Source organism: Rickettsia hoogstraalii (genome assembly GCF_000825685.1).
Lineage (GTDB): Bacteria > Pseudomonadota > Alphaproteobacteria > Rickettsiales > Rickettsiaceae > Rickettsia > Rickettsia hoogstraalii.
Window position 1 is genome coordinate 350,540 of sequence record NZ_CCXM01000001.1, and the last position, 22,066, is coordinate 372,605.

The following is a 22,066-nucleotide window of genomic DNA, read 5'->3' on the forward strand; positions in this document are numbered from 1 at the left end:
AATCAAGATATAGTTTAACTTGTGCTTAAGCATTGATTATCGATAAATTTAAAAAATAAATATTATATCTTTCTAAAATCTTATTAATTTTCTTATAAAAATATTTTAATACTAATTGTATGCACATACTCCTTTTAAAAGAAGTTTAAATAATTAGTAGGTTTATGGAAGATATTGATATTTGGCAGAAAAAATTTGAGGTTTGTGATTATAGTAAAAAACTAATTGATCGAATTAAATATTTGAATACTATAGTAGACTCACCTATAGATATACAGAAATTGAAAAAGGTCTTTATTATACCCGTAAATATCATGCTTCTCAAATGCGTCAATCAGGGGAACCTTATTATTCTCACCCTATAGAAGTTGCAATCATGCTTGCAGATTTTACGGCTCTTGAAGCTCCTAAACTTTACAAATCATATATGATAAATGTTGCCCTTCTTCATGATACTATAGAGGGTACAATACTTACACATGCTGATATTAGCAAAATTTTTGATAAGAATATTGCCGATAGCGTAGAACGTTTAACAAGAATTAAGCCGTACGGTAAAATTAGCTCCGGTGAAATGTTAAATTTACTAATACAAGAACAAAGATATGATATCGCACTTATTAAAGTATTTGATCGCCTACATAATTTACAAACTATAAACGCTAAATCTACGGAAAAGGCTTTAGAAACAGTAAAAAAACTATAGAAAGCTTCTTACTCATAGCAGCTTATTTAGAAATACGAACCGTAGAACAACAACTATTAAATGTTTGCACTAATTTTATCAAGCAACATTTCCCTTCAGAACAAAAAGAAATATTTCAAAAAGTCGGTTTACGAAATTTCTTTTTTAAACTTCAAAATAATACAAAATAAATCAAAGAGGATGCAATACTACTTTAGAAAGAAAGTGTATATTAGCTAAAAACTATTTTTATATTTCCAGTGTGCAGCTTCACCGCTCTCTGCATGATAATGCATCTTATGATCACGTATTTGTATCTCTATTTTATAATTATCCTCAGTTGTAATAATAGTATGTAAAGATTGATAGCCGTTTGGCTTAGGATTAAGAATATAATTTTTAAATTTATCCTTTTCATGCTCATAAAGATCATGAACTACTTTTAAAGCTTTATAACATTTCTCTTCATCTATTACCACTATTCTTATCGCAAAAATATCTGTTAATTCTTCTAACTTTATACCCTTACGATATAATTTATATAAAATTGATATTGGATGTTTGATCCTACCTGTTATTTGAGCAGTAATATCATGTTCAGATAAATTATGATTTAAATGTTTAATAACCCTTTGGAGCAAAACTACCTCCTTAATTTATACTAATTTAGTTAATAGTTATACTTACGAATAACTAAACACCAATTAAAGCAATAAACTTGATTAAATTCTATTAATATTTCAATTAATTTGCTATTTTAGCTATTTTAGTAAATATCAATAAAACCCAGCTTTAGATATTAATAGGAAAAATTAAGCTTGTGGCGAGCTTCGCACTACCCTACCCTATTATTTTTATCTTAGGTTTTGTAGCCATTTCTAATTGATTTACTATTTTGAGATATTTTTTAGCGAAAATTAATAAGATTTTTGAAGGAATAGCTACTCCTATTTCAAAAAAATCTTATAATTTACAGCAAAAAATAGCCAAAATTAAATCTTTTTAGAAATGACTACAAAACCTAAATCCACATTATTTTAGAACCTAATTTTTTTAAGTTTTACATATAAAATTCAAATTATCTTATTTTAGTCTTTCTTAACTGTATAAATCATAAGATTTTTTTAAAATAAGAATAGTAATTTTTCTAAAACCTTACTAATTTTAGTTAGCATAGTTAACCGACCAAAAGCTAGAAACTTTTATTACTAATTTTTTAAATTAAACGAATATATATTATAGATTAAGCTTGCCTATAGCTTCAACAAGAAATCTATTCTTAATAATTAAGGCAAAACCGCTTTAAACCTTTTGATCTCCTATATTATATGGGACTGTTAACAAATAACTTTAATTGATAATTAATAAGATTTTTGAGAGAATAGCTATCCCTATTTCAAAAAAACCTTATAATTTGCAATTAAAAAGAATTTAATAAGCTTTAAAATTATTTTGTTAACAGTCCCATATGATAAATACCAAAGGTTGAGATATTATAATTAATTAAAAAATATTTGCAATCATTTATTGAAATAATTACAAGAAATTCTATATTTTATTTTTTAAGGAAGAATTTTATTAAAGAATTTATTTTCAAATTAAGCAAAGAATCGCTTTAAAATCCATTTGTTGCATAAATCAGTTTTTCAGTATTATACTACTGCGACTTGATAATATGTTGTACGGTACGTTGTTAAAATCGTTATTATAAACAGGCATTGCCTGCGTGGACCACAAAACGCATTTGGTGTCATACCGTGGCTTGTCCACGGTATCCAGTAAAACAACTAAAAATACTAATAATATTAGTATTTTTAACTGGACCCTGTGGTCAAGCCACGGGGTGACGGCGGTAAAACCGATCCATGCAGCAATGTCTCCTCGCAATGATGGAAACAAGCAATGCAACAAGACGAGTTTATTAGACCTATTGCATAACCTATCTTATGGAGATACAGACTTAGAAGTCCATACCGCCCATGCCTCCCATACCACCACGCATTGGCGGCATTGAATCTTCTTTATCAGAAGGTTCGTCAACAATTAAAGTTTCTGTGGTAATAATTAACGAAGCAACGGAAGCAGCATCTTGAAGTGCAGTACGCACTACTTTAGCCGGATCGATAATTCCTGCTTTAATCATATCGACATATTGCATGTCTTGAGCATTAAAGCCATAATTTTTATCCTTATGCTCTAATAATTTTCCAACTACTACACCGCCGTTTTCACCGGCATTTTCAACAATCTGTTTTAGCGGATCCTTTAAAGCTTCTATTACTATTTCAATACCTGCTTGTTGATCTTTGTTATCTACTTTAAGATTTCTTAAAGTTTGTGAAGCGTGAAGTAATGTTACACCGCCCCCTGCAACAACACCTTCCTCAACTGCCGCTCTTGTAGCAGCAAGTGCATCTTCAACCCGATCTTTACGCTCTTTCACTTCAACTTCTGTAGCACCGCCGACCTTTAATACGGCAACACCGCCGGAAAGTTTAGCTAAACGCTCTTGTAGTTTTTCTTTATCATAATCAGAAGTAGTTTCAGCTATTTGAGATTTAATTTGTAATACCCTATCTTCAATATTTTTCTTATCACCGTTACCGTCAACAATTACGGTATTTTCTTTAGAAATTGTTACTCTTTTTGCCGTCCCTAGACTTTTAATACTCACATTTTCAAGCTTCATACCTAAATCTTCAGTAATAAGCTCACCTTTAGTTAGGATAGCAATATCTTCCATCATTGCTTTTCTTCTATCACCAAAACCTGGAGCTTTTACTGCCGCAACTTTTAAACCACCACGTAATTTATTGACTACGAGCGTTGCAAGAGCTTCACCCTCAACATCCTCAGCAATAATTAATAGCGGGCGTTGTGATTGTACTACAGCCTCAAGTATAGGTAACATCGGTTGTAAATTTGATAATTTTTTCTCAAATAGTAAGATGAAAGGATTTTCAAGCTCAGCAACCATTTTCTCGGAATTCGTTACAAAATACGGTGATAGATAACCCCTATCAAACATCATACCTTTAACTACTTCAACATCGAAGCTAAAATTCTTTGCTTCTTCAACGGTTATCACGCCTTCTTTACCGACTTCCTCCATTGCCTTAGCAATTTTCTCACCGATTTCCTTATCACCGTTTGAAGAGATAGTACCAACCTGTGCGATTTCTTCTTGGCTATTGATTTTTTTACTGGATTTTTTAATTTCTTCTACTACTGCGTTTACCGCTAAATCCATACCACGCTTTAAATCCATAGGATTATAACCGGCAGCTACTAACTTATTACCCTCACGAGCTAATGCTCTAGCAAGTACCGTAGCTGTAGTAGTACCGTCACCGGCTACTTCTGCAGCTTTTGTAGCAGCTGATTTTAATAGCTGAGCTCCTGCATTTCTAATTTTATCTTTCAACTCGATCGATTTTGCAACCGTCACACCGTCTTTGGTAATTTTCGGTGAACCGAATGATTGCTCAATAAGTACATTTCTGCCTTTTGGACCTAAAGTAACTTTTACTGCATCTGCAAGTATATCAATGCCTTCTAGCATTTGCTCACGAGCTTTTGAGCCGTGTTTAATAAGTTTTGTTGCCATATTTAATTCCTCCTTAAAACAAATAATTAATTAATAATACCAAATACGTCGCTTTCTTTCATAACGATCAGTTTTTCGCCTTTAATTTCAATTTCGGTACCTGCCCATTTACCGTATAAAACTTTATCGCCTACTTTTAGCTCTAAAGGATGAATTTCGCCTTTTTTATTACGAATACCGTTACCTACGGCTACTATTTCACCTTGCATCGGCTTTTCTTTTGCGGTATCAGGAATAATAATTCCACCTTTAGTTTTTTCTTCGTGTTCGATAGGCTTTATTGCAATTCTATCATGTAATGGTTTAAAAGACATTTTAACCTCCAATTATTAAATCTTTAAATGTACATACTATATATATTTTATTTTTGCTAGTTCAAGGGGCAAGAATAAAATTTTTTTTACTGACCTCTTTCAAATTCTTCTTTGTTTATACAAGAGGTCTATTCTTTCTCAAAATCCTCTAAACTAGTGCCGTGTTTAGTTTTGCTCCATTTGAAAGGACAGAAAATTATTTCAAATACTGCTTTATACGAAGCTACGGTATGTAATATAAAATAACTAACCCATAAGATCAAAGCTACTATATCCTGAAATTTTACTTTTCCGCTTTTTAAAGAATTCTTTAATATATACAGAGCAGTACCATAAAGATATAAAAGCGAAAAAATACTATTAACAAGCCATAAATAATTAATTATAGAATTTTTATTTATAACAAAAGGTAAACTCCAAAAATTATAGGTAGATAAGCCGATAAAAATATAAATTGTTATTACTTGCAATAAAGTAAATTTTCGGTATTTATCTTTTTGTGCTTTAAATACAAAAAATGTTTGCAGAAAACCTTTAATCCAACGTGACCTTTGATTTAGCCAATTACCTAAACTATTCGGAGCTTCTTCTAGAGTATAGGAATCAAGGATAGCTACTTTATAGTTCTGTGAGTAAATTCTTATACCAAGCTCAGCATCTTCTGTTACATTATAAGCATCCCATCCGCCAAGCTTATTTAATATATCCGTTTTAAAATGATTACTAGTACCACCAAGAGGAGTAGGAAGTTTTAATAAACTTAATCCTTTCAAGATATATTCAAACCATAAACTATATTCTATATTAAACATGTATGGACCTACCCGATAATGCAAGAAAAAAATAATATATAACAGCAAAAAAATCGAATGCAGTCATGTATCCGGCTTATAGTTAATAAATCACTTTAAATTTACCCTATAGCCCTGATGGAATTCGCTGGCTTACAAACTATATTACTTATCATTTTGTCGACTTCTAAAGAGTCATTGTCCAGTTCAGTTTTTTTGTAAGCTAAGGTTCGTCTTATTTACCATCAATATTATCATTCTTTCGCATATTCCGGATTAGAATCTATTAATTTAATTCTTTTATTTTTTTATCATTCTCTAGAAATTCTTCTTTTAACTCACTAAACGTTCGATAGCTTAGCTGACTTAAATCCCCTTCATCTAAAATTTCGGTTAATTTTGTCATAATCTTATTGATTCCTTGCGGAATAACAAAACCAAATTCATGTAATAATCCCCTGATCTCATTAACAAGAGCTGTACGATTTTTTACCAATCTCTGTCTTACCCTATGAATAAATAAAATATCTTGTTGCTCTACAGTTTTGATAGGCACAAACCTCATATTAGGTCTTGCTACTGCCTCACATATTGCTTCTGCATCAGCTTGATCATTTTTATTAGTTTTAACATAAGGCTTAACAAATTGTGGAGCCATTAGTTTTACATTATGACCTAATTTTGTTAATTCTCTTGCCCAATAGCTAGAACCACCGCAAGCTTCCATGCCTACTAGACATCTTCTTGGTAAATTAGCCATAAAAGTTATAACCTGCTCTCTCATTAATTTTTTTTTTAATATTGTCTTACCATTTTTATCTACACCGTGAATTTGAAAAATTCTTTTTGCAATATCTATACCAATTGTGGTAACTTCCATATGGACCTCCTTATTGTTGTTTAGGATTCATTTCCTATCCTAGAAGATTAGCTTCTGCTTCTCATTCTGTATATAGGGTAGGTCCATACCATTATTTTGGAACAAGTATAACATGAAAATAAGACGGTAAATTATATAAGGCTATTTCTTTAATCATTAAATAATCGTCATCTTCGATAATAATTTTAACGTCTAGCTTATCTTTTGGATAATTAATTAATGAAATATTTTTTATTATTGACCTTAACTTACTTAATTCTTTATATAACGGTACTAAAACTGTATAGACCGGTAAAGCTTTCTCCTCATTTTGAGAAATTTGTGATTTCGCCTGATGATTTTGGATGGTGCTTGCTCTTTTGTCTAGGCAAGGCATTGTTGTGCGGATAGGCTTCGTCGTCATTGCGAGGAAAAATTGAAAATTTTGACGAAGCAATCCAGTAAAAAATGTATAACATTTTTTTATTATTTTTCTGGATTGCCACGCTCCTTGCAGTCGCTCGCAATGACGATACTGATGTTCATGTGATAATGCTCGTACTGAAGGCGATTCTCTTACTGCCCTTATAAATAACAGAGATTTTAAAATATTTTGCAAACAATAGCTTATATTATTAGCAACATGAAATAAAACCGGCATATAAATCAATGTGGCTATAAACACGACAAAAAATATTATTACTTTATTGGTATAATTAATATTCTTAGCAATAATCGGTCCAACTTTAAATCCAAGAGCATATTTTGCTTTGATACTAGTTAAATGAGAGAAATTTTTTTCTAATAATTTATAAAAATAATATTTCTTAATCAACATTATAGATCTAAAAATATTATTATTACTAAACAATATTTTTAGATCATTTATAGCAGTTATTTTATTACCATGAACATCTTCATATATAAAATAACCATTCACTACATAAGCTTGTATATAAGAATAATTATAAATTTTAATATAAGAAACATTGCTTATTAGCGGTAATATTTTATTTTCATATAATATATCAATCATTATCTCATTATCGATAATTGCTTCTTCGATAATAGCTTTTAAACTAGTAGTTTGTTTTTTATCTAATAAGTTTTTATCTCTGATCATTCTTAAGATTATATCCTCATCTATACATCTAACCATGCTGAAAAACTTATACCTAATATTTTATATTTCTTATTTGAAAGACTGTGATCCCAAAAATAACCGATTTGAGTCGTTAATGAATTTCTATTCTCTTTACCGAAATTAATTATCTTTGCAATTCCTAGTTGCTCATAAACTGAACTATCATATACATAACCGTAATTTTGCCGAGTATGGTATTTTGTAAAACTTGTAAGCATTATGCCGTTTTTAAATTTAATCCCTTCACAAGTAGAAAAATTATAATACATTTTCTTAGAACCGAGATTATTAATTGAATGTCCGAAGCTAAATATATTTTGGTTAAAGATAGTAACAGAGAGGATATTTTTAGACATTCCCATTAGTAAAGATATCTCTCCTAAAAAATCTTCTTTAAGTTTTTTACTCTTACTCATTAAAATTTTAGGCTGAGCAGAAATAACAAAATCTTTATCTTCAAATAGCTTCAATTTATAGTAAATAGAAGCATCCGTGCTTATGTTTTTTTCATTCAAAAATTTATCTTCTTTGTACAAAAAATGTACTCCAATATTTTGATTATCGGTAATACCGTATTCTATGCTACTATTTACAAATTGCTCATCTTGGTAAGATGATAATTCTACTATCTTCTGCTCTAATCTTTTTATTTGTCGCAAGATTTTTGCATGAAGGCTCGGCTGATCACTTACTTTTTTGAGAGACTCCCATAGATAAGTTACTCTTTCTCTTAGGTATAAAACGGCTTCTTCTCTTTGCTTTTCTCGTTTTTTGATATCTTATTAACTTTATTACCCCCTACAATATATCTATATCTTCCCTGCTCTAACAACCATGCCGAGGCATGTACCTTATTAATATCAAAAATAATTATAAGGCATATTAGACAATAATATAATCTTAATGCCATAGCCGCTTAAATTTAAAAAATGTACTATAGTAGCAATTATAAATTGAGTAAGGAGCTAGATTAAAAAATTTTTAATTGAAGTAGTATATGGAATATTGTAGTAATGATTTTACAACTTAAAATTCATTTAAAGAGGAAAATATGAACGATCAAAAATATAGAAATATTACTTTTACCAAAGAAAGTAGAATAGCAAATATTAATATATCCCCCGATAAAATAACAATTGGAGCTAATCAGCGGGTCACGTTTAAAAGCCTAGGTAATATTGAGGAATTAATCTTAGGACCACATAGTAGTGTTAAAGTAACAGATCTTAATCATAAGGTATTTATAAATAATACTAATCGAGATAAGATAATTATATTATCAGGTGAAGATACTAATTTTTATGATAATCCCTACGCTTAAATTTTATTGATATTCTCTGTCATTCCTGCTTTCGCAGGAAGGCGTTGTTGCGTGGACCGGTTTTAACGTCATTGAGAGGAAATTACGAAGTAATTGACGAAGCAATCTCAGGAGTTTGTTATTATTTCATGAGATTGCCACGCAGCCTATGGCTGCTCGCAATGACGGGGTGGTATCCACGCGGGCAATGCCTCGCAGAATGACATAAAGAGCATTTTACCGCCCCACAAAATAGCACCTCTAAGCCCCAAGCAGCACTTGATTTTGTAGTTTAAATAATTCTGCCACACCGCCTTTAGCAAGTTTTAACATTGCTAAAAATTGTTCTTCGGAAAAAGGTTCTTTCTCTGCCGTACCTTGCACTTCGATCAAATTACCATTACCTGCAAATACAAAATTACTATCCACTTCAGCATCACTATCTTCTAAATAATCCAGATCTAGTATCGCCTCACCTTTATAGATACCGCAAGAAATAGCTGCAATTTGACTAATTAACGGATTCACTTTTAAGATTCGCTTCTTCATTAACGATCTAATTGCCAAGTGTAATGCTATATAACTACCTGTTATCGCCGCTGTTCTAGTACCGCCGTCAGCATTAATAACGTCACAATCTATAATAATTTGTCTCTCACCTAGTTTCTTCAAGTCAATTACACATCGCATAGCTCTCCCTATCAAACGCTGTATCTCTTGTGTTCTTCCGCTTTGTTTCCCAAGAGCAGCTTCTCTTTTAATACGCTGTGACGTGGAGCTTGGTAGCATGCCGTACTCTGCCGTAATCCAGCCTTGATTTTGCCCGCGTAAAAACGGCGGTACGGTAGTTTCGCAAGTAGCACTACACATAACATGCGTATTACCGATTTTAATAAGGCATGAACCTTCTGCATTAACAAGCGGTGATAATTCTAACGAAATAGGACGTAATTGGTTGCTTTTTCTTCCCGACTGTCTCATAATATTAATTTACCATTGAAAAAATTTTTATTATATCTATATATATCTCAAAAAAGAATATAAATATAAAGTAAATAATATGATAGATGATAATATAGAAAATAATGAACAAACAATAAATGATATTGCTGAAGAGATAGTTGAAACGGCAAATCCGGAAATAACAGAGTTAAAAGCAGAAATTGAAGAGCTAAAAGACAAACTAATTAGAACTACTGCCGAAATAGACAATACAAGAAAACGTTTAGAAAAAGCACGTGACGAAGCAAAAGATTATGCAATTGCTACATTTGCTAAAGAACTACTAAATGTTAGTGATAATCTTTCAAGAGCATTAGCACATAAACCGGCAAATTCTGATATAGAAGTCACAAATATTATTGCAGGCGTTCAGATGACTAAAGATGAACTGGACAAAATCTTTCATAAACATCATATTGAAGAAATAAAGCCGGAAATAGGATCAATGTTCGACTATAATTTACATAATGCAATTTCGCAGATAGAACATCCTGATCATGCACCGAATAGCGTTATTACTTTAATGCAATCAGGATATAAAATTAAAGATAGACTGCTTCGCCCTGCCACCGTGCAAGTGGCTAAGAAGCCTGAATAAAAAATAATAATATGAATAAAACCGTTATATTTTGGCTAGTTTTTTTAGGACTTTTTATAGGCGGTTTTGTGCTAGTTTCAGATGCAATAAAGCCGTTTTTTATTGCATTTATAATATCTTACTTACTACAGCCTGCTATCGGTTTTATTACATCAAAATTTGGAATATCAAATAAATTTGCATCGAGCATAATTTACTTAATATTCTTAGGCATATTTTTTATAGCTCTGACTATTTTAGTGCCGATAATTTATGGACAAATTTTTACTTTTATAAATAATATTCCAAAATATAAAAATTATTTACAAGCAGAAATATTACCGCCTATAATGGCAAAAATTTATTCGATAGAACCTGATATTGCCGATAAAATCAAGAATTCTTTAAGCAATCTTATAAATAGTATATTTACTATACTTGGCAGTATTGCTAATAATTTTTGGCGTTATACCATTATTACTATTAACATATTTATTTTATTTTTACTTATACCTATAATATTATTCTATTTCCTACGTGATTGGGCTAAAATTATTGCAAACATGAAATCATTATTACCTATAAAAACCCGACCGAAAATCCTTGAAATATTATCGGCAATTAATAATCTGTTATCTGCTTACATAAGAGGACAGCTAAATATTTACTTATTATTATCTACTTATTATAGTATTGCATTTACCGTAATAGGTATTGATCTCGCTCTTTTACTTGGCATTTTAACTGGATTTTTAGTTATTATTCCTTTTATCGGTACTTTTATATCGTTTCTTTTGACTCTAATTATCGGTTATTTAACTTTCGGCATGACCGCAAAATTATTATATATAATGATAATTTATTTAGTTGGAAACATTTGTGAGTCTTATATTTTAACCCCTAAAATTATCGGTGATAAAATAGGGTTGCATCCTCTTTGGATTATATTCTCGATTTTTGCCTGCGGCAGTTTATTTGGAATTATTGGAATATTTTTTGCTATACCGATTGCAGGGATTACAAAAATTTTACTCCTAAATCTAATTAAATTTTATAAATCTAGCAAATTCTATCGAACAGACGGCTAAGTTATAATATTATTGTATGATTTTTAAAAAGCGTCTAATGTCATTCCCGAGAAAGCGGAAATCCAGTCAAACCTATAAAAAACTTGTTTTTTAGGTTTATTTTATGAATTAATGTATAATTTTTGTACTGGTATTAAGATTATTTTTCTGGATTCCCGCTTTCGCGGGAATGACATAGAGAAGCATGAAAATGACCCCCCTCGACCTACAACAATGCTGCTAAGGATTAATATATAATGCAGCAATATATATTTCGTTTTATTACTTCTAATAAATATCATCCTGATGAGTTTATTGTTTCTAGTTCTAACGAGCAAGCTTATAATATTATAAAAAATTGGCAGTGCAGCTTTGGCGTTAATCCTTATAAATTTACTTTATTAATTAAAGGGCCTTCTTCATCAGGAAAAACTTATTTAACCAAAATATGGCAAAATTTAAGCAGTGCCTATATTATTAAAGATATTTTTTTTAATGAAGAAATTTTAGAAAAATACAATGCTTTTATCATTGAAGATATTGAAAACTGGCAAGAGCCGGCATTACTTCATATATTTAATATTATTAACGAAAAACAAAAATATCTTTTACTTACCTCATCTGATAAAACCAGAAACTTTACTTTACCCGATTTATCTTCACGTATTAAATCAGTACTTAGTATAGCATTAAACTCACCTGACGATGAATTAATCAAAATTCTAATATTTAAGCATTTTTCTATTTCTTCGGTAACAATATCCGGACAGATAATAGATTTTCTTTTAGTAAATTTGCCTAGGGAATATTCTAAAATTATAGAAATATTAGAAAATATTAACCATTTTGCTTTAATTTCCAAAAGAAAAATAACAACTTCATTAGTCAAAGAAGTTTTAAATAACTATAATCATAAAATATTGTAACTTTTTCCTTGACTTTAAATCTTCTCAATATAACCTTTCTATAAATTTTAGAAAAAATTGTGTTGGGATACGAAAAAAAAACAAAAAAATTTAAATAGAGAACAAAAACAGGCTATAGGCTTACTATAGATAGGTACTTTTTTAGAGTATTTTGATCTTATGCTATATGTTCATATGGCAGTACTACTTAATGAGCTTTTCTTTCCGCAATATGATACTCACGTTAATCGCCTTCTTGCAGCTTTTTCTTTTTGTTCTACTTTTATTTTTAGACCCTTAAGAGCTTTGTTATTTGGCTGGATAGGAGATAATATAGGTCGGAAATCTACAGTCATTATTACCACTATTTTAATGTCATTTTCTTGCATCGTTATGGCTAATCTTCCTACTTATGCCCAAGTAGGTGCTAGTGCCGCTTGGATAGTAACAATATGCCGTATAGTGCAAGGTATGTCGTCCATGGGAGAAAGAGTAGGAGCAGAATTATATTTAACGGAATCCGTAGGAGTTCCTAAACGCTTTCCTGCCGTAGCATTTGTAGGGGTATGTGCTAGCTTAGGATTAACTGTCGCCCTTGGCGTAGCAACCTTGCGTATCGCATTTGGGTAGGTGCAGGAATTGCTTTAATAGGGAGTGCTGCTAGGACTACTTTACGTGAAACACCGGATTTTGTTGATGCTAAGCGTAGAATACAAGAAACTATAAAAGATAGTAATATAATTGATGTAGCAAAGATAAAAAATAACCCTGTATGGCAGGAAAAAGTTAATAAGAAGACTGCAATCTATTATTTTTTAATACAACTAGCACAACCGGTGTGGTTTTATTTTGCTTATATTCATTGTAGTAATACTTAAAGATTCGTTACACTATACAGCTGAAGCAGTAATACATCAAAATTTCATTATTTCTATAGTAGAATTTTTTGTAGCGCTAGCACTTACGTGTTTATGCTATAAATTTCATCTACTAAAAATTTTAAAAACGCAATTAGTAATATTTTTAACTTTTCTTCTACTTAGTCCATTAATATTAGATAAATATAACGCAAGGCTGGCAAATTCTCTTAATTCAACTAATTGTAGTTACTTTTTCTCCAAGTGAATTTCCGGCAATTCCAATATTTTATAAAAGTTTTCCGGTTATATATGCTTCTTCACGAGCCGCTATGTATGTAATTAGTTCTTTTGGGCTTGTTTATTTAACAGAACGTTTTAATAATTTAGGATTGTTGATGATAGTAATTCCTATTATTATAGGGTATAGCCTCGGTATATCACATTTTAAAAAGCTAGAAGTTGAAGCAGGAAATTATTATTGAATATAAAAGGCGAAACGCGGCTTTCACCTTTTATATCAAATTAGTTATATAATTTATCTTCTTCAGATAGTTCAGTTTTAATTATTTCAAGCAGAGAAAAAACCTTACAATATTCTTCAAGCTTTTCGTTTATTTTTTGCAACTCATCTAAAGCACTACTAAAATCTTCTTGTATTAGATAGGTTTCCACAGTTTTATTCTGCTCTAATGTTTTAAGCATGATATCTTGTAACAATCTATTATAGTGATTTTCTAACTTAGGTGTATTTGACATAATGATTAATAAATAACTTTGTATTTTAATTAATATATGAATTTTTTAATAATACAATAACTTTTAGTTAGTTTATGTTATTATTTATCTCTCTTTGTTCTATTAACACTAATTCATGATAAAGATTTACCTTAAATTTGCATTTTAAGTAATTTAATTATAGATAACTATTAACAAATTTTAATAATTATCTATAATGCACCCTAAAACAGATTAAAGGCATACAAATAGAGCGAATAGAATGGCAAGACCTATAGAAGAAGAAAATAAATATGCACAATCACTAGAAAAAGATTTAGATATTGTAAAGGAGCAGAAAAAAAAGGCATCATATAATAATATAGACACAGAACCTAAAAAGCGACCTCCAATATTTAGAAGTATGGATGATATAGAAGTTATACAAAGGCGTAACTTGGAGCGTATAATTTCTCAAGAAACAGTAAAAAGTAAAGATGATTTATATATAATAGAGCAAGAACGGATACAAAAATTAATGAGTAGAGGCACAAACGCCTTAAAAAACTATGAACAACAGCCAAATAGTGAGCATAAAGCACCAGCTAACTCAAGAACATCTAATATTCTAAATAGTATTAAGACCTCAAAAACATGGGGTAATATAAAGAAAATAAGCAACATAACAGGAAAGATTCTTTTTAATAAAACCACAGCTAGTGTACTCGGATTAATAGCAAGTAGTATTATGCTGGCAACTATAGCACCCGCAACAGCTCCATTTATGTTTGTATCAGCTGCTGCTATGGCAACATCTATAGTAGGGTAAAGCAATAATAGATGTAGTACATACTCGAAAGATACGTCTTCTTACACAAGAAAATAAATTATTAGTAAAACATCGTGATGATTTGAGTAAACAACAAGCTCTTTTAAAAATTGACCCGAAGTTAAAAGATATTTTAAAAGATGATTTATATATACATAATGATCCGAATCAAACGAAAGGTAAAAATACTCAAAATACCAAATCATTATTTATAGCATCGGTTATAACAAATGGAATAAGTAATATAGTAAACGTAGCAGGAGTATCTGCAGCTATAATCGGTGGTGGTGTAGCACAAATAATTTCATCAATAAATATAGGATTACAATCATTAAAAGGTTCTAAAGGTTCAGTAAATCAGAAATATTAATCAAGAAAAACAAAAAACAGATATAGGTAATTATAAAAATATCCAAGAATTAGCAGAGATAGGATATAAACAAGCTGTTCAAACTGAAGCATTAACCGCTTTATTACAAGATAAGAATTACTTTAAATTTACCGATCAAGAAAAACAACAGAGATTTAATCAGCTTAGTGAAGAAATAACACTAAGGACAGCATTAGAATATGCTGATACAAAAAAAATAACATCACAAAATATAATAGTAGACGTACTAAAAGATATAAATAGAACACATAATCCTTTTTATAAACAACCAGAACAAATAACTACCCATAAAAGCGTGTTAACAAAAGCAGTTGAAAATACAAATACTAATGATCATAAGGAATATAAAACGATACAGTTAAAAAAGAAATTAGAACTAAGCGGCACAGAAAATATAGTAAATAGAATCGGGAAACAATTAATTAATAACAATACTATTGCTAATAAAAATACAGATACACCAAATAATTATATAAAAAGAATTGCAAAAAAAGATTTAGAGTTAATAAGGTAAAATAGGAAATCATCAATAAACCTCTTGCATAACCTAATCTTATAAAGAGGAAACACTCACCTCACACTGCAACATACAAAAAGTATATGAGGATATGAGTACCGGATTGACGTATAAATATTTTTTTCTCTCAATTAGTTTATTATCATACTATTAACGTCATTAATGAATAGGTAGAAATAACCTAATAGTAAGTTGCACTTCACTTCCTTATTTATCGTATAAAGCGAAACTTCCTATTGACTTTTATATAAAACAGTATAATTTCTTTACAATTTAACTTTTGTAAAGAAATTATGCTCGGCTATGAGAAAGAACAAAGAAGCTTAACACGTAAGCAAAAAGAAGCAATAGGACTTATTCTATTGGTACATGCATATGGCGGTACTTTTAAATGATTTATTTTTTCCTAAGTATGACCCTTTTGTTAATTCACTTCTTAATGCTTTTGCGTTTTGTTCTACTTTCGTTTTCAGACCGGTAGGGGCTATAATATTTGGCTGGATTGGTGACAATATAGGCAGAAAAGCAATTGTTATTATCACCACAGCTATTATGGCAATTACCTGCATTATTACAGCGACTCTTTCTCCTTACTCAGAAATAGGTATAGCTGCTACTATAGTTATAACATTATGTAGAGTTGCTCAAGGGATCTCATCAATGGGCGAGATTATGGGGACTCAAATTTACTTAACTGAAATTACAAAACCCCCTACTCAATATTCAAGCGTGGCTATGATTGTCACAGCCTCTACTGTAGGAGGCGTTGCAGCACTCGGTATAGCATCTATAGTTACCAGTTATAGTTTTAGTTGGCGTATAGCTTTTTGGATGGGAGCAGTTATTGCAGTGATTGGGCTAACTGCACGAACTACTTTACGCGAAACTCCTGTATTTGCAGATGCAAAACGCCAACTTCAAGAAAGCTTAGCTGATGCTATTGAAAAAGGAGATGTAAATATTAAAAAATTAAAAAATCATTTTCTTCTACAAGAAAAGGTCAATAAAAAAACCTGTTTAGCTTATTTTTTAATTGAATGTGCATGGCCTGTATCATTTTATTTTACTTACTCACATTGTAGTAATATATTAAAAAATACCTTTGGTTACACCAGTGAACAGATCATACATAATAATTTTATTGTCTCAATGGTAAATTTAGGTTCATATATAATATTAACTTATCTATGCTATAAAATATATCCATTAATTCTTATAAAATTTAGGTTATTAATATTTTGGTTATTTGCTTTTATATATCCTTATTTATTATCAAGTGTAGCTAGTCCTTTTGAAGTTCTTTTTATACAATCATTTTTTATTATCTTTAGACCTGATGCTTTTCCTGCTGTACCTATATATATAAAGCATTTTCCAATTTTTAAACGTTTTACCTATCCAAGTTGGTTATTTGCTTTATCACGAGCCTTAATGCATATTATTACCTCTTTTGGACTAGTTTTTTTAGTTAAATATTTTGATAATTGGGGGGTATTGTTTATACTAATTCCAGTAAGTATAGGTTTTACGTGGGGAATATTATATTTTGAAAAGCTGGATAAAGTGGTTGAAAGCTATCCTCAAACTTCGTTAGTGACCGTTCCAGCTGATAATCTTTAGGTATAGATACTGATAGCATAAAAATAAGAGCCTTTCTTTTATTACTGGAATTTTAAAATATACAGCTATAGTTACAAAATTTATTAAAGTCTCTTCAATAATTTTTTTAGCTTTCTCAGGTGATTTAGCTCCTAAAGTCTGTATATTATGGGCTCTATCAAAAAGTTTTATAAGTGCTGTATTATATCTTTTCTGTTTAATTAATAGATTTAAGCTTTCTTCAGCAGTGATTTTACCGTAAGGTTTAATTCTAGTTAGACCTTCTACATGTTTCGCTACCTCTGCTCCAAAAATGTCGTTAATCATTTCTTCAGTTAATTCTGTATCCTCAATAGTATCATGAAGTAAAGCAGCTTGTAGCATTATGGTCGTAAAAAGCTTAGGAACTTCTTCAGCTACAAACTCCGCAAGCATAATCGTCACCTCAATCGGATGAGAATAATAAGGATCACCTGATTGACGCATTTGAGAACCGTGATATTTACGAGCGTAGTAGATACCTTTTTTAACCTCCTCTATATCAACAGGATTTTTTACTTTAGTGTTTAAATCTTCGAGTTTATCAAGTAATTTTTTAGCGTAAACGCATACTTCAAACTTTTTTTTCCAAGAGCTTATATCTTCCATAAAAGTTATTTTTTATTTTTGTTAATAATAGTTGATTACAATTAAAGCAAAAATTAAAAAATTGCAATAACAAATAATTTTTTAACTTTAAATATATTAGCAACTTTTGGTTATTTTGTATTTTAGCAACTATCATTTTACTTTATTAGCTGCTTTAACTTCTACTTCCTCTCGCAATTTATACTTTGCTATTTTTTTTTTGAAAAGCTAGTAAAAATAACGGCAAAAGTAATAAATAATGCGGAAAAGAATTACAGTAAAATTTAGAAAGGTTCCGGACAAGATAAATTTAAAGGCGAGCGAGCTAGGGTATATTAGCATGTGAGCAAAGGCGATAGTACAAAATTCGCTTGTATCAAGCTTTATGAATTATGCTGTATATGAAAGATTCTAAAAACTCGTATGAATCAGAAAATTTATTCAGTGTCATCATAGCTTGTTGACCACGATATAGCATTATTACGTGGATCGATTCCACCCACATCATCCTAGCTCGCTTGACCGCAGGTTTCAAAAAAGATAGCCAAGTAATGTAATATTATAATGAAATACGTAACTACGACTAAAGTGAGATAAAAAAGATATAAACTGTCATACCGGGACTTGTTCCCGGTATCCAGAAAACCTTAAAAAGTTTTGGACCCCGTGGTCAAGCCAGGGGATGACAAATTAATAGCATACCATTTTTAATGCCATTTCACAAAGATACTGTTTTTCTTGATAGGTTTAACTATTGTAACATTTAAGACTGAAAAGCTTGAGTTTAAGCTTCATATATTGTTTGATGTTTTCGTTGAAATACTAAAAACTTTCGATTGGTGGGCGATGACGGACTCGAACCGCCGACACTCTCGGTGTAAACGAGATACTCTACCAGCTGAGCTAATCGCCCATATTTTTTATTAATTAGTAAAATAACATTATTTATAATTAATAAGAAGTATATATAAGTAATTTAGCAAAATTTTATTAGCTCTTGCTTTTAAATTACCTATAAAGTGTTATTTACTTTCGTTCAAACTTTTTATTTGTTTTGATAACCTGCTGATTTTTCTTGAGGCGGTATTTAATTTAATTATATTTTTTTTCACACCTTGCATTATCTTAGACTGAGCAACAGATAAAGCTAAGTTAGCATTTTCTTTATTACCAAGACTGATTTCATGTACAACTTTCTTTATAAAAGTTTTTATTGCACTAGATCTTTTTTTATTGATTAGAGTTCTTTTTACTGTTTGTCTAGCAGCTTTTTTTGCTGAAGAATGATTAGCCATTACCGAGTCCCTTATATTTTAATTTTTAATTTCTTCATTAGCACCTTGCTGTATATTTCCTTTAGTATTAATATCTCTATCTACAAATTCAATATATGCTATCGGTGCTAAATCACCATAACGGAATCCGGCTTTTATTATTCTAGTATAACCGCCAGGTCTATCTTTATATCTGGTACCTAAAATATTTATAAGCTTTTCTACTGCTTTTTTATCTTTTATTTTTGATAAAACGCTTCTTCTTACCGTTAAATCAGCTTTTTTAGCTTTAGTAATTAGAGTTTCAATGTAAGGTCTTAATTCCTTAGCTTTTGGTAAAGTAGTTTTAATTTGTTCATGGGTTACAAGTGCTACAGCCATATTAGCGAGCATTGCTTGCCTATGGCTACTTGTTACGTTTAACTTTCTACCTTTAATTTTATGTCGCATTTTTATTAGTCCTTAATTATAAGAATCTTCATAACGTTTAGATAATTCTTGAATATTTTCCGGTGGCCAATCCGGTACATCCATACCGAATCTTAAATTAAATTTTGCTAATATTTCTTTAATCTCATTTAAAGATTTTCTACCGAAATTTGGAGTTCTCAGCATATCAGATTCCGTTCTTTTTACTAGATCCCCTATATATATTATATTATCATTTTTCAAACAATTTGCCGATCTAACTGATAATTCCAATTCATCAACTCTCTTAAGTAAATAAGGTGAAAACGGTAAAGCATCAGTTTTAACTTGCTTATCTTCTTCCTGTTCTTCAAAAGAAATAAATAATTGTAATTGCTCTTGTAGAATACGTGCAGCTAAACCTACAGCCATTTCAGGTAATAAATCACCGTTAGTTTCTACAAACATAATTAATTTATCATAGTCGGTAACCTGACCTACCCTAGTATTTTCTACTTTATAAGTAACACTCTTTACCGGGTTAAATAAAGCATCTATAGCTATTTCACCAATAGGTAAATTATCCTCATAGCTATTTGTGCTAAGTACATATCCTTTACCAACCTTACAAGTTAATTCCATTTCGAGCTGCTTGTTCTTAGCTAGATTACAAATTACATGATCCGGATTCAGTATTTCTACATCATGACCTGTTTCAATCATACCGGCCGTTATAACACAAGGTCCTGTTGCTTTTAATTTCATGATACGTTTTTCCGCAACATGCATTTTTACTTCAATACCTTTAATGTTTAAAATCACTTCCGATACATCTTCTTTTACACCGGGTATAGAAGAAAATTCGTGTTCTATAGCAGGGATCTTTATAGAAGTGATAGCTGCTCCTTGTAAAGAAGAAAGTAATACTCTTCTCATAGCATTACCGAGTGTTAAACCAAAACCTCTTTCTAAAGGTTCAACTACAATTTTAGCTTTATTATTGGTTTCCGGAAAATTTTCATAAGCGACTTTATTTGGCTTTATTAAAGTATTCCAATTTTTACTTAACGATAACATTTAATACCTATGATTCTCTTATACTCTTATACTCTTCTTCTTTTTGGCGGTCTTACTCCATTATGAGCAATTGACGATACATCTAAAATTGATGTAACCACAAAATTTTGTCCGAATAAAGCTCTCATTGCTGATTCACGCTGAGCTCCCGGTCCTCCAATTCTAATAGAAATAGTTTTTAGACCATATTCTTTTGCTTTTTCCGATGCTCTATCAATTGTTACTTGAGCTGCATAAGGTGTTGCTTTTCTTGCCCCTTTAAACCCATTACCTCCTGCCGATGCAGAAGAAATAGTATTACCTTGGATATCAGTAAATGTTACTATAGTATTATTAAATGATGCTCGGATATGCACAACACCAAGAGTGATAGTTTTTTTCTTTTTCTTAACTTTAACCGTCTGATTCATTATTTATACTCTATACTTAAACTATTATTTTACAGCTTTTTTCTTTCCGGCTATCGCAATAGCTTTACCTTTTCTAGTTCGAGCATTAGAATGCGTGTTCTGTCCTCTCACCGGCAACTTACGTATATGTCTAAGCCCTTGATAACATCTTATATCTTTCTTCTTCTTAATATTAAGCGTAACTTCTCGTCTTAAATCACCCTCAACTTTATACTCACTTTCAATAATATTACGTAAGCTTATTAACTCTTGATCCGTAAGTTCTTTAACTTTTTTATCTTTCGATATTTTTGCTTTATTACAGATCTCTGCTGCCATAGTAGGTCCAAGACCGTAAATGTAAGTTAAACTCACAACTAAACGTTTATTATCGGGAATATTAACACTTGCAATTCTTGCCACAAATAATCTCCAAAATTTTACTGGTAACTAGAAAATAATATAAAAATCTTTGATAAAGTCAATTTATTTTTAGTATTTTCTGTATATCAATTTCTATTTCTTGTTCATTTTTACTTCCATTAACTATATAAAAATTACCACTATTTTTATAATAATCTATTAACGGATATGTTTCTGTTTTATATACTTCAATTCTTTTTTTTATTACTTCTTCATTATCGTCTTTTCTATAATCAAATGTACTTGAACCGCAAACGTCGCATACATTATCAGTTTTAGGCTGCAAGAAGTAACTACTATATATTTTACCGCAATTTTTACAACTATATCTTCCTAAAACTCTTTTAATTAATAATTCATCTGAAACATCAAAATATATTATTTTAATTTTTTCTTTAATAAATGATTCAAAGAATTTTGCTTGCTCTAAATTACGTGGATATCCATCTAATATATAGCCGTTTTTATATTCAGAGGATAATAAAAAATTTTTAATTACTTGATTAACTATTTCATTAGGGATAAGCTCACCTTGCTTAACATAATTATTAATTAACTCTGCTTCACTAGTTGATGTTTTAATAATTGTTCTAAATATATCACCGATTGCTATATGTGGTAAATCAATTTTTTTAGCTATCTTTTTTCCTTGTGTTCCCTTTCCGGCTCCTGGAGGACCTAAAAAAATTACTATCACTATTTAAGCT

Annotated in this window: 27 protein-coding genes, 1 tRNA gene and 2 pseudogenes; 12 read left to right on the forward strand and 18 right to left on the reverse strand. The window is 30.4% G+C overall.

From position 1 onward, the window contains the following. Window positions 1-164: 164 nt before the first annotated feature. Window positions 165-925: pseudogene (locus BN1174_RS12595) on the forward strand (HD domain-containing protein). Here the strand turns inward: BN1174_RS12595 and BN1174_RS01830 are convergent. The 8 genes and pseudogenes from BN1174_RS01830 to BN1174_RS01865 form a co-directional block, all read right to left on the reverse strand. Next, complete coding sequence (locus BN1174_RS01830) at window positions 922-1,326, reverse strand: bifunctional (p)ppGpp synthetase/guanosine-3',5'-bis(diphosphate) 3'-pyrophosphohydrolase (RefSeq protein ID WP_040256063.1); 405 nt, start codon at window positions 1,324-1,326, stop codon at window positions 922-924. The pseudogene BN1174_RS12595 and the gene BN1174_RS01830 sit on opposite strands and share 4 nt — an antisense overlap. 1,319 nt (window positions 1,327-2,645) lie before the next feature. Beyond that, window positions 2,646-4,292: a chaperonin GroEL gene (groL, locus tag BN1174_RS01835; RefSeq protein ID WP_040256065.1), complete on the reverse strand. Its 1,647-nt coding sequence runs from the start codon at window positions 4,290-4,292 to the stop codon at window positions 2,646-2,648. 26 nt (window positions 4,293-4,318) lie between these two features. Next, window positions 4,319-4,606, reverse strand: a complete 288-nt coding sequence (locus BN1174_RS01840; RefSeq protein WP_014412487.1) for a co-chaperone GroES — start codon at window positions 4,604-4,606, stop codon at window positions 4,319-4,321. A 128-nt stretch (window positions 4,607-4,734) separates the two neighbouring features. Then, the gene (locus BN1174_RS01845; protein ID WP_040256068.1) at window positions 4,735-5,418 is read right to left on the reverse strand and encodes a glycosyltransferase family 2 protein; all 684 of its coding nucleotides are present in this window, start codon (window positions 5,416-5,418) and stop codon (window positions 4,735-4,737) included. Window positions 5,419-5,689: 271 nt separating this feature from the next. Continuing rightward, window positions 5,690-6,277, reverse strand: a pseudogene (locus tag BN1174_RS01850) (IS110 family RNA-guided transposase); the annotation flags it as partial. Between the two features lie 91 nt (window positions 6,278-6,368). Then, complete coding sequence (locus BN1174_RS11430) at window positions 6,369-7,415, reverse strand: glycosyltransferase family protein (protein WP_040257883.1); 1,047 nt, start codon at window positions 7,413-7,415, stop codon at window positions 6,369-6,371. Next, window positions 7,400-7,936 carry a hypothetical protein gene (locus BN1174_RS01860; RefSeq protein WP_040257885.1) on the reverse strand — a complete coding sequence of 179 codons (537 nt, stop codon included), beginning with the start codon at window positions 7,934-7,936 and terminating at the stop codon, window positions 7,400-7,402. The genes BN1174_RS11430 and BN1174_RS01860 overlap by 16 nt, the downstream gene beginning before the upstream one ends. Before the next feature lie 194 nt (window positions 7,937-8,130). Beyond that, window positions 8,131-8,310 (reverse strand): hypothetical protein, encoded by a 180-nt coding sequence (locus BN1174_RS01865; RefSeq protein ID WP_197062027.1) that lies wholly within the window; start codon window positions 8,308-8,310, stop codon window positions 8,131-8,133. A 141-nt stretch (window positions 8,311-8,451) separates the two neighbouring features. Between BN1174_RS01865 and BN1174_RS01870 the strand changes: the two genes are divergently transcribed. Both BN1174_RS01870 and BN1174_RS09675 read left to right on the forward strand, forming a co-directional pair. Next, entirely contained in the window at window positions 8,452-8,721 is a 270-nt protein-coding gene (locus tag BN1174_RS01870; protein ID WP_040256070.1) for a hypothetical protein, read from the forward strand. 71 nt (window positions 8,722-8,792) lie between these two features. Beyond that, the gene (locus tag BN1174_RS09675) at window positions 8,793-8,924 is read left to right on the forward strand and encodes an RND transporter (protein ID WP_156138443.1); all 132 of its coding nucleotides are present in this window, start codon (window positions 8,793-8,795) and stop codon (window positions 8,922-8,924) included. 37 nt (window positions 8,925-8,961) lie between these two features. Here the strand turns inward: BN1174_RS09675 and rph are convergent, their stop codons facing one another. Next, window positions 8,962-9,681, reverse strand: a complete 720-nt coding sequence (gene rph, locus BN1174_RS01875) for a ribonuclease PH (protein ID WP_040256072.1) — start codon at window positions 9,679-9,681, stop codon at window positions 8,962-8,964. A gap of 79 nt (window positions 9,682-9,760) precedes the next feature. Between rph and grpE the strand changes: the two genes are divergently transcribed. The 5 genes from grpE (at window position 9,761) to BN1174_RS12605 (ending at window position 13,593) form a co-directional block, all read left to right on the forward strand. Then, the gene (gene grpE / locus BN1174_RS01880) at window positions 9,761-10,300 is read left to right on the forward strand and encodes a nucleotide exchange factor GrpE (RefSeq protein ID WP_040256074.1); all 540 of its coding nucleotides are present in this window, start codon (window positions 9,761-9,763) and stop codon (window positions 10,298-10,300) included. Window positions 10,301-10,311: 11 nt separating this feature from the next. After that, a complete protein-coding gene (locus tag BN1174_RS01885; RefSeq protein WP_040256077.1) occupies window positions 10,312-11,367 on the forward strand; it encodes an AI-2E family transporter in 1,056 nt (351 codons plus the stop codon). Window positions 11,368-11,603: 236 nt separating this feature from the next. Further along, on the forward strand, window positions 11,604-12,272 hold the full coding sequence (locus tag BN1174_RS01890) for an HdaA/DnaA family protein (RefSeq protein WP_040256079.1): 669 nt from the start codon (window positions 11,604-11,606) through the stop codon (window positions 12,270-12,272). A gap of 159 nt (window positions 12,273-12,431) precedes the next feature. Further along, a complete protein-coding gene (locus BN1174_RS12600) occupies window positions 12,432-12,881 on the forward strand; it encodes an MFS transporter (protein WP_331370575.1) in 450 nt (149 codons plus the stop codon). 559 nt (window positions 12,882-13,440) lie between these two features. After that, the gene (locus BN1174_RS12605) at window positions 13,441-13,593 is read left to right on the forward strand and encodes a hypothetical protein (protein ID WP_023507709.1); all 153 of its coding nucleotides are present in this window, start codon (window positions 13,441-13,443) and stop codon (window positions 13,591-13,593) included. A 40-nt stretch (window positions 13,594-13,633) separates the two neighbouring features. On the opposite strand, the gene BN1174_RS01905 is transcribed toward BN1174_RS12605, so the two are convergent. Then, window positions 13,634-13,867 (reverse strand): hypothetical protein, encoded by a 234-nt coding sequence (locus tag BN1174_RS01905; protein WP_040256083.1) that lies wholly within the window; start codon window positions 13,865-13,867, stop codon window positions 13,634-13,636. 241 nt (window positions 13,868-14,108) lie between these two features. Here BN1174_RS01905 and BN1174_RS11435 point away from each other — a divergent pair, with 241 nt between their 5' ends. The 4 genes from BN1174_RS11435 to BN1174_RS01930 all read left to right on the forward strand — a co-directional run bounded on the left by BN1174_RS11435 (window position 14,109) and on the right by BN1174_RS01930 (window position 17,182). After that, a complete protein-coding gene (locus tag BN1174_RS11435; protein WP_231555740.1) occupies window positions 14,109-14,654 on the forward strand; it encodes a hypothetical protein in 546 nt (181 codons plus the stop codon). Window positions 14,655-14,736: 82 nt separating this feature from the next. Beyond that, entirely contained in the window at window positions 14,737-15,024 is a 288-nt protein-coding gene (locus BN1174_RS11440; RefSeq protein WP_231555741.1) for a hypothetical protein, read from the forward strand. Window positions 15,025-15,340: 316 nt separating this feature from the next. Further along, window positions 15,341-15,559, forward strand: coding sequence for a hypothetical protein (locus tag BN1174_RS01925; RefSeq protein ID WP_040257892.1), 219 nt, complete (start codon window positions 15,341-15,343; stop codon window positions 15,557-15,559). A gap of 378 nt (window positions 15,560-15,937) precedes the next feature. Further along, a complete protein-coding gene (locus BN1174_RS01930; RefSeq protein WP_331370576.1) occupies window positions 15,938-17,182 on the forward strand; it encodes an MFS transporter in 1,245 nt (414 codons plus the stop codon). Here BN1174_RS01930 and BN1174_RS01935 read toward each other — a convergent pair. From BN1174_RS01935 to BN1174_RS01970, 8 genes are all read right to left on the reverse strand, one after another. Beyond that, on the reverse strand, window positions 17,153-17,809 hold the full coding sequence (locus tag BN1174_RS01935) for an HD domain-containing protein (RefSeq protein ID WP_040256085.1): 657 nt from the start codon (window positions 17,807-17,809) through the stop codon (window positions 17,153-17,155). The genes BN1174_RS01930 and BN1174_RS01935 overlap by 30 nt on opposite strands. Before the next feature lie 816 nt (window positions 17,810-18,625). Next, a tRNA-Val gene (locus tag BN1174_RS01940) sits at window positions 18,626-18,701 on the reverse strand. Between the two features lie 109 nt (window positions 18,702-18,810). Beyond that, window positions 18,811-19,083: a 30S ribosomal protein S20 gene (gene rpsT / locus BN1174_RS01945; RefSeq protein WP_040256087.1), complete on the reverse strand. Its 273-nt coding sequence runs from the start codon at window positions 19,081-19,083 to the stop codon at window positions 18,811-18,813. A gap of 18 nt (window positions 19,084-19,101) precedes the next feature. After that, entirely contained in the window at window positions 19,102-19,512 is a 411-nt protein-coding gene (gene rplQ / locus BN1174_RS01950; protein WP_040256089.1) for a 50S ribosomal protein L17, read from the reverse strand. A 12-nt stretch (window positions 19,513-19,524) separates the two neighbouring features. Further along, complete coding sequence (locus BN1174_RS01955; RefSeq protein ID WP_040256091.1) at window positions 19,525-20,547, reverse strand: DNA-directed RNA polymerase subunit alpha; 1,023 nt, start codon at window positions 20,545-20,547, stop codon at window positions 19,525-19,527. Window positions 20,548-20,573: 26 nt separating this feature from the next. Beyond that, window positions 20,574-20,957, reverse strand: coding sequence for a 30S ribosomal protein S11 (rpsK, locus tag BN1174_RS01960; RefSeq protein WP_008580920.1), 384 nt, complete (start codon window positions 20,955-20,957; stop codon window positions 20,574-20,576). A 24-nt stretch (window positions 20,958-20,981) separates the two neighbouring features. After that, window positions 20,982-21,359, reverse strand: a complete 378-nt coding sequence (gene rpsM / locus BN1174_RS01965; RefSeq protein WP_008580923.1) for a 30S ribosomal protein S13 — start codon at window positions 21,357-21,359, stop codon at window positions 20,982-20,984. Between the two features lie 58 nt (window positions 21,360-21,417). Next, on the reverse strand, window positions 21,418-22,056 hold the full coding sequence (locus tag BN1174_RS01970) for an adenylate kinase (RefSeq protein ID WP_040256095.1): 639 nt from the start codon (window positions 22,054-22,056) through the stop codon (window positions 21,418-21,420). Window positions 22,057-22,066: the final 10 nt, after the last annotated feature.

Bases quoted from the DNA above. Each gene is read 5' to 3' on its own strand.
- groL (WP_040256065.1), bottom strand. From the start codon at position 4,292: ATGGCAACAAAACTTATTAAACACGGCTCAAAAGCTCGTGAGCAAATG.
- BN1174_RS01840 (WP_014412487.1), bottom strand. From the start codon at position 4,606: ATGTCTTTTAAACCATTACATGATAGAATTGCAATAAAGCCTATCGAA.
- BN1174_RS01845 (WP_040256068.1), bottom strand. From the start codon at position 5,418: ATGTTTAATATAGAATATAGTTTATGGTTTGAATATATCTTGAAAGGA.
- BN1174_RS11430 (WP_040257883.1), bottom strand. From the start codon at position 7,415: ATGGTTAGATGTATAGATGAGGATATAATCTTAAGAATGATCAGAGAT.
- BN1174_RS01865 (WP_197062027.1), bottom strand. From the start codon at position 8,310: ATGGCATTAAGATTATATTATTGTCTAATATGCCTTATAATTATTTTT.
- BN1174_RS01870 (WP_040256070.1), top strand. From the start codon at position 8,452: ATGAACGATCAAAAATATAGAAATATTACTTTTACCAAAGAAAGTAGA.
- rph (WP_040256072.1), bottom strand. From the start codon at position 9,681: ATGAGACAGTCGGGAAGAAAAAGCAACCAATTACGTCCTATTTCGTTA.
- grpE (WP_040256074.1), top strand. From the start codon at position 9,761: ATGATAGATGATAATATAGAAAATAATGAACAAACAATAAATGATATT.
- BN1174_RS01885 (WP_040256077.1), top strand. From the start codon at position 10,312: ATGAATAAAACCGTTATATTTTGGCTAGTTTTTTTAGGACTTTTTATA.
- BN1174_RS01890 (WP_040256079.1), top strand. From the start codon at position 11,604: ATGCAGCAATATATATTTCGTTTTATTACTTCTAATAAATATCATCCT.
- BN1174_RS12600 (WP_331370575.1), top strand. From the start codon at position 12,432: ATGCTATATGTTCATATGGCAGTACTACTTAATGAGCTTTTCTTTCCG.
- BN1174_RS12605 (WP_023507709.1), top strand. From the start codon at position 13,441: ATGTATGTAATTAGTTCTTTTGGGCTTGTTTATTTAACAGAACGTTTT.
- BN1174_RS01905 (WP_040256083.1), bottom strand. From the start codon at position 13,867: ATGTCAAATACACCTAAGTTAGAAAATCACTATAATAGATTGTTACAA.
- BN1174_RS11435 (WP_231555740.1), top strand. From the start codon at position 14,109: ATGGCAAGACCTATAGAAGAAGAAAATAAATATGCACAATCACTAGAA.
- BN1174_RS01930 (WP_331370576.1), top strand. From the start codon at position 15,938: ATGGCGGTACTTTTAAATGATTTATTTTTTCCTAAGTATGACCCTTTT.
- BN1174_RS01935 (WP_040256085.1), bottom strand. From the start codon at position 17,809: ATGGAAGATATAAGCTCTTGGAAAAAAAAGTTTGAAGTATGCGTTTAC.
- rpsT (WP_040256087.1), bottom strand. From the start codon at position 19,083: ATGGCTAATCATTCTTCAGCAAAAAAAGCTGCTAGACAAACAGTAAAA.
- rplQ (WP_040256089.1), bottom strand. From the start codon at position 19,512: ATGCGACATAAAATTAAAGGTAGAAAGTTAAACGTAACAAGTAGCCAT.
- BN1174_RS01955 (WP_040256091.1), bottom strand. From the start codon at position 20,547: ATGTTATCGTTAAGTAAAAATTGGAATACTTTAATAAAGCCAAATAAA.
- rpsK (WP_008580920.1), bottom strand. From the start codon at position 20,957: ATGAATCAGACGGTTAAAGTTAAGAAAAAGAAAAAAACTATCACTCTT.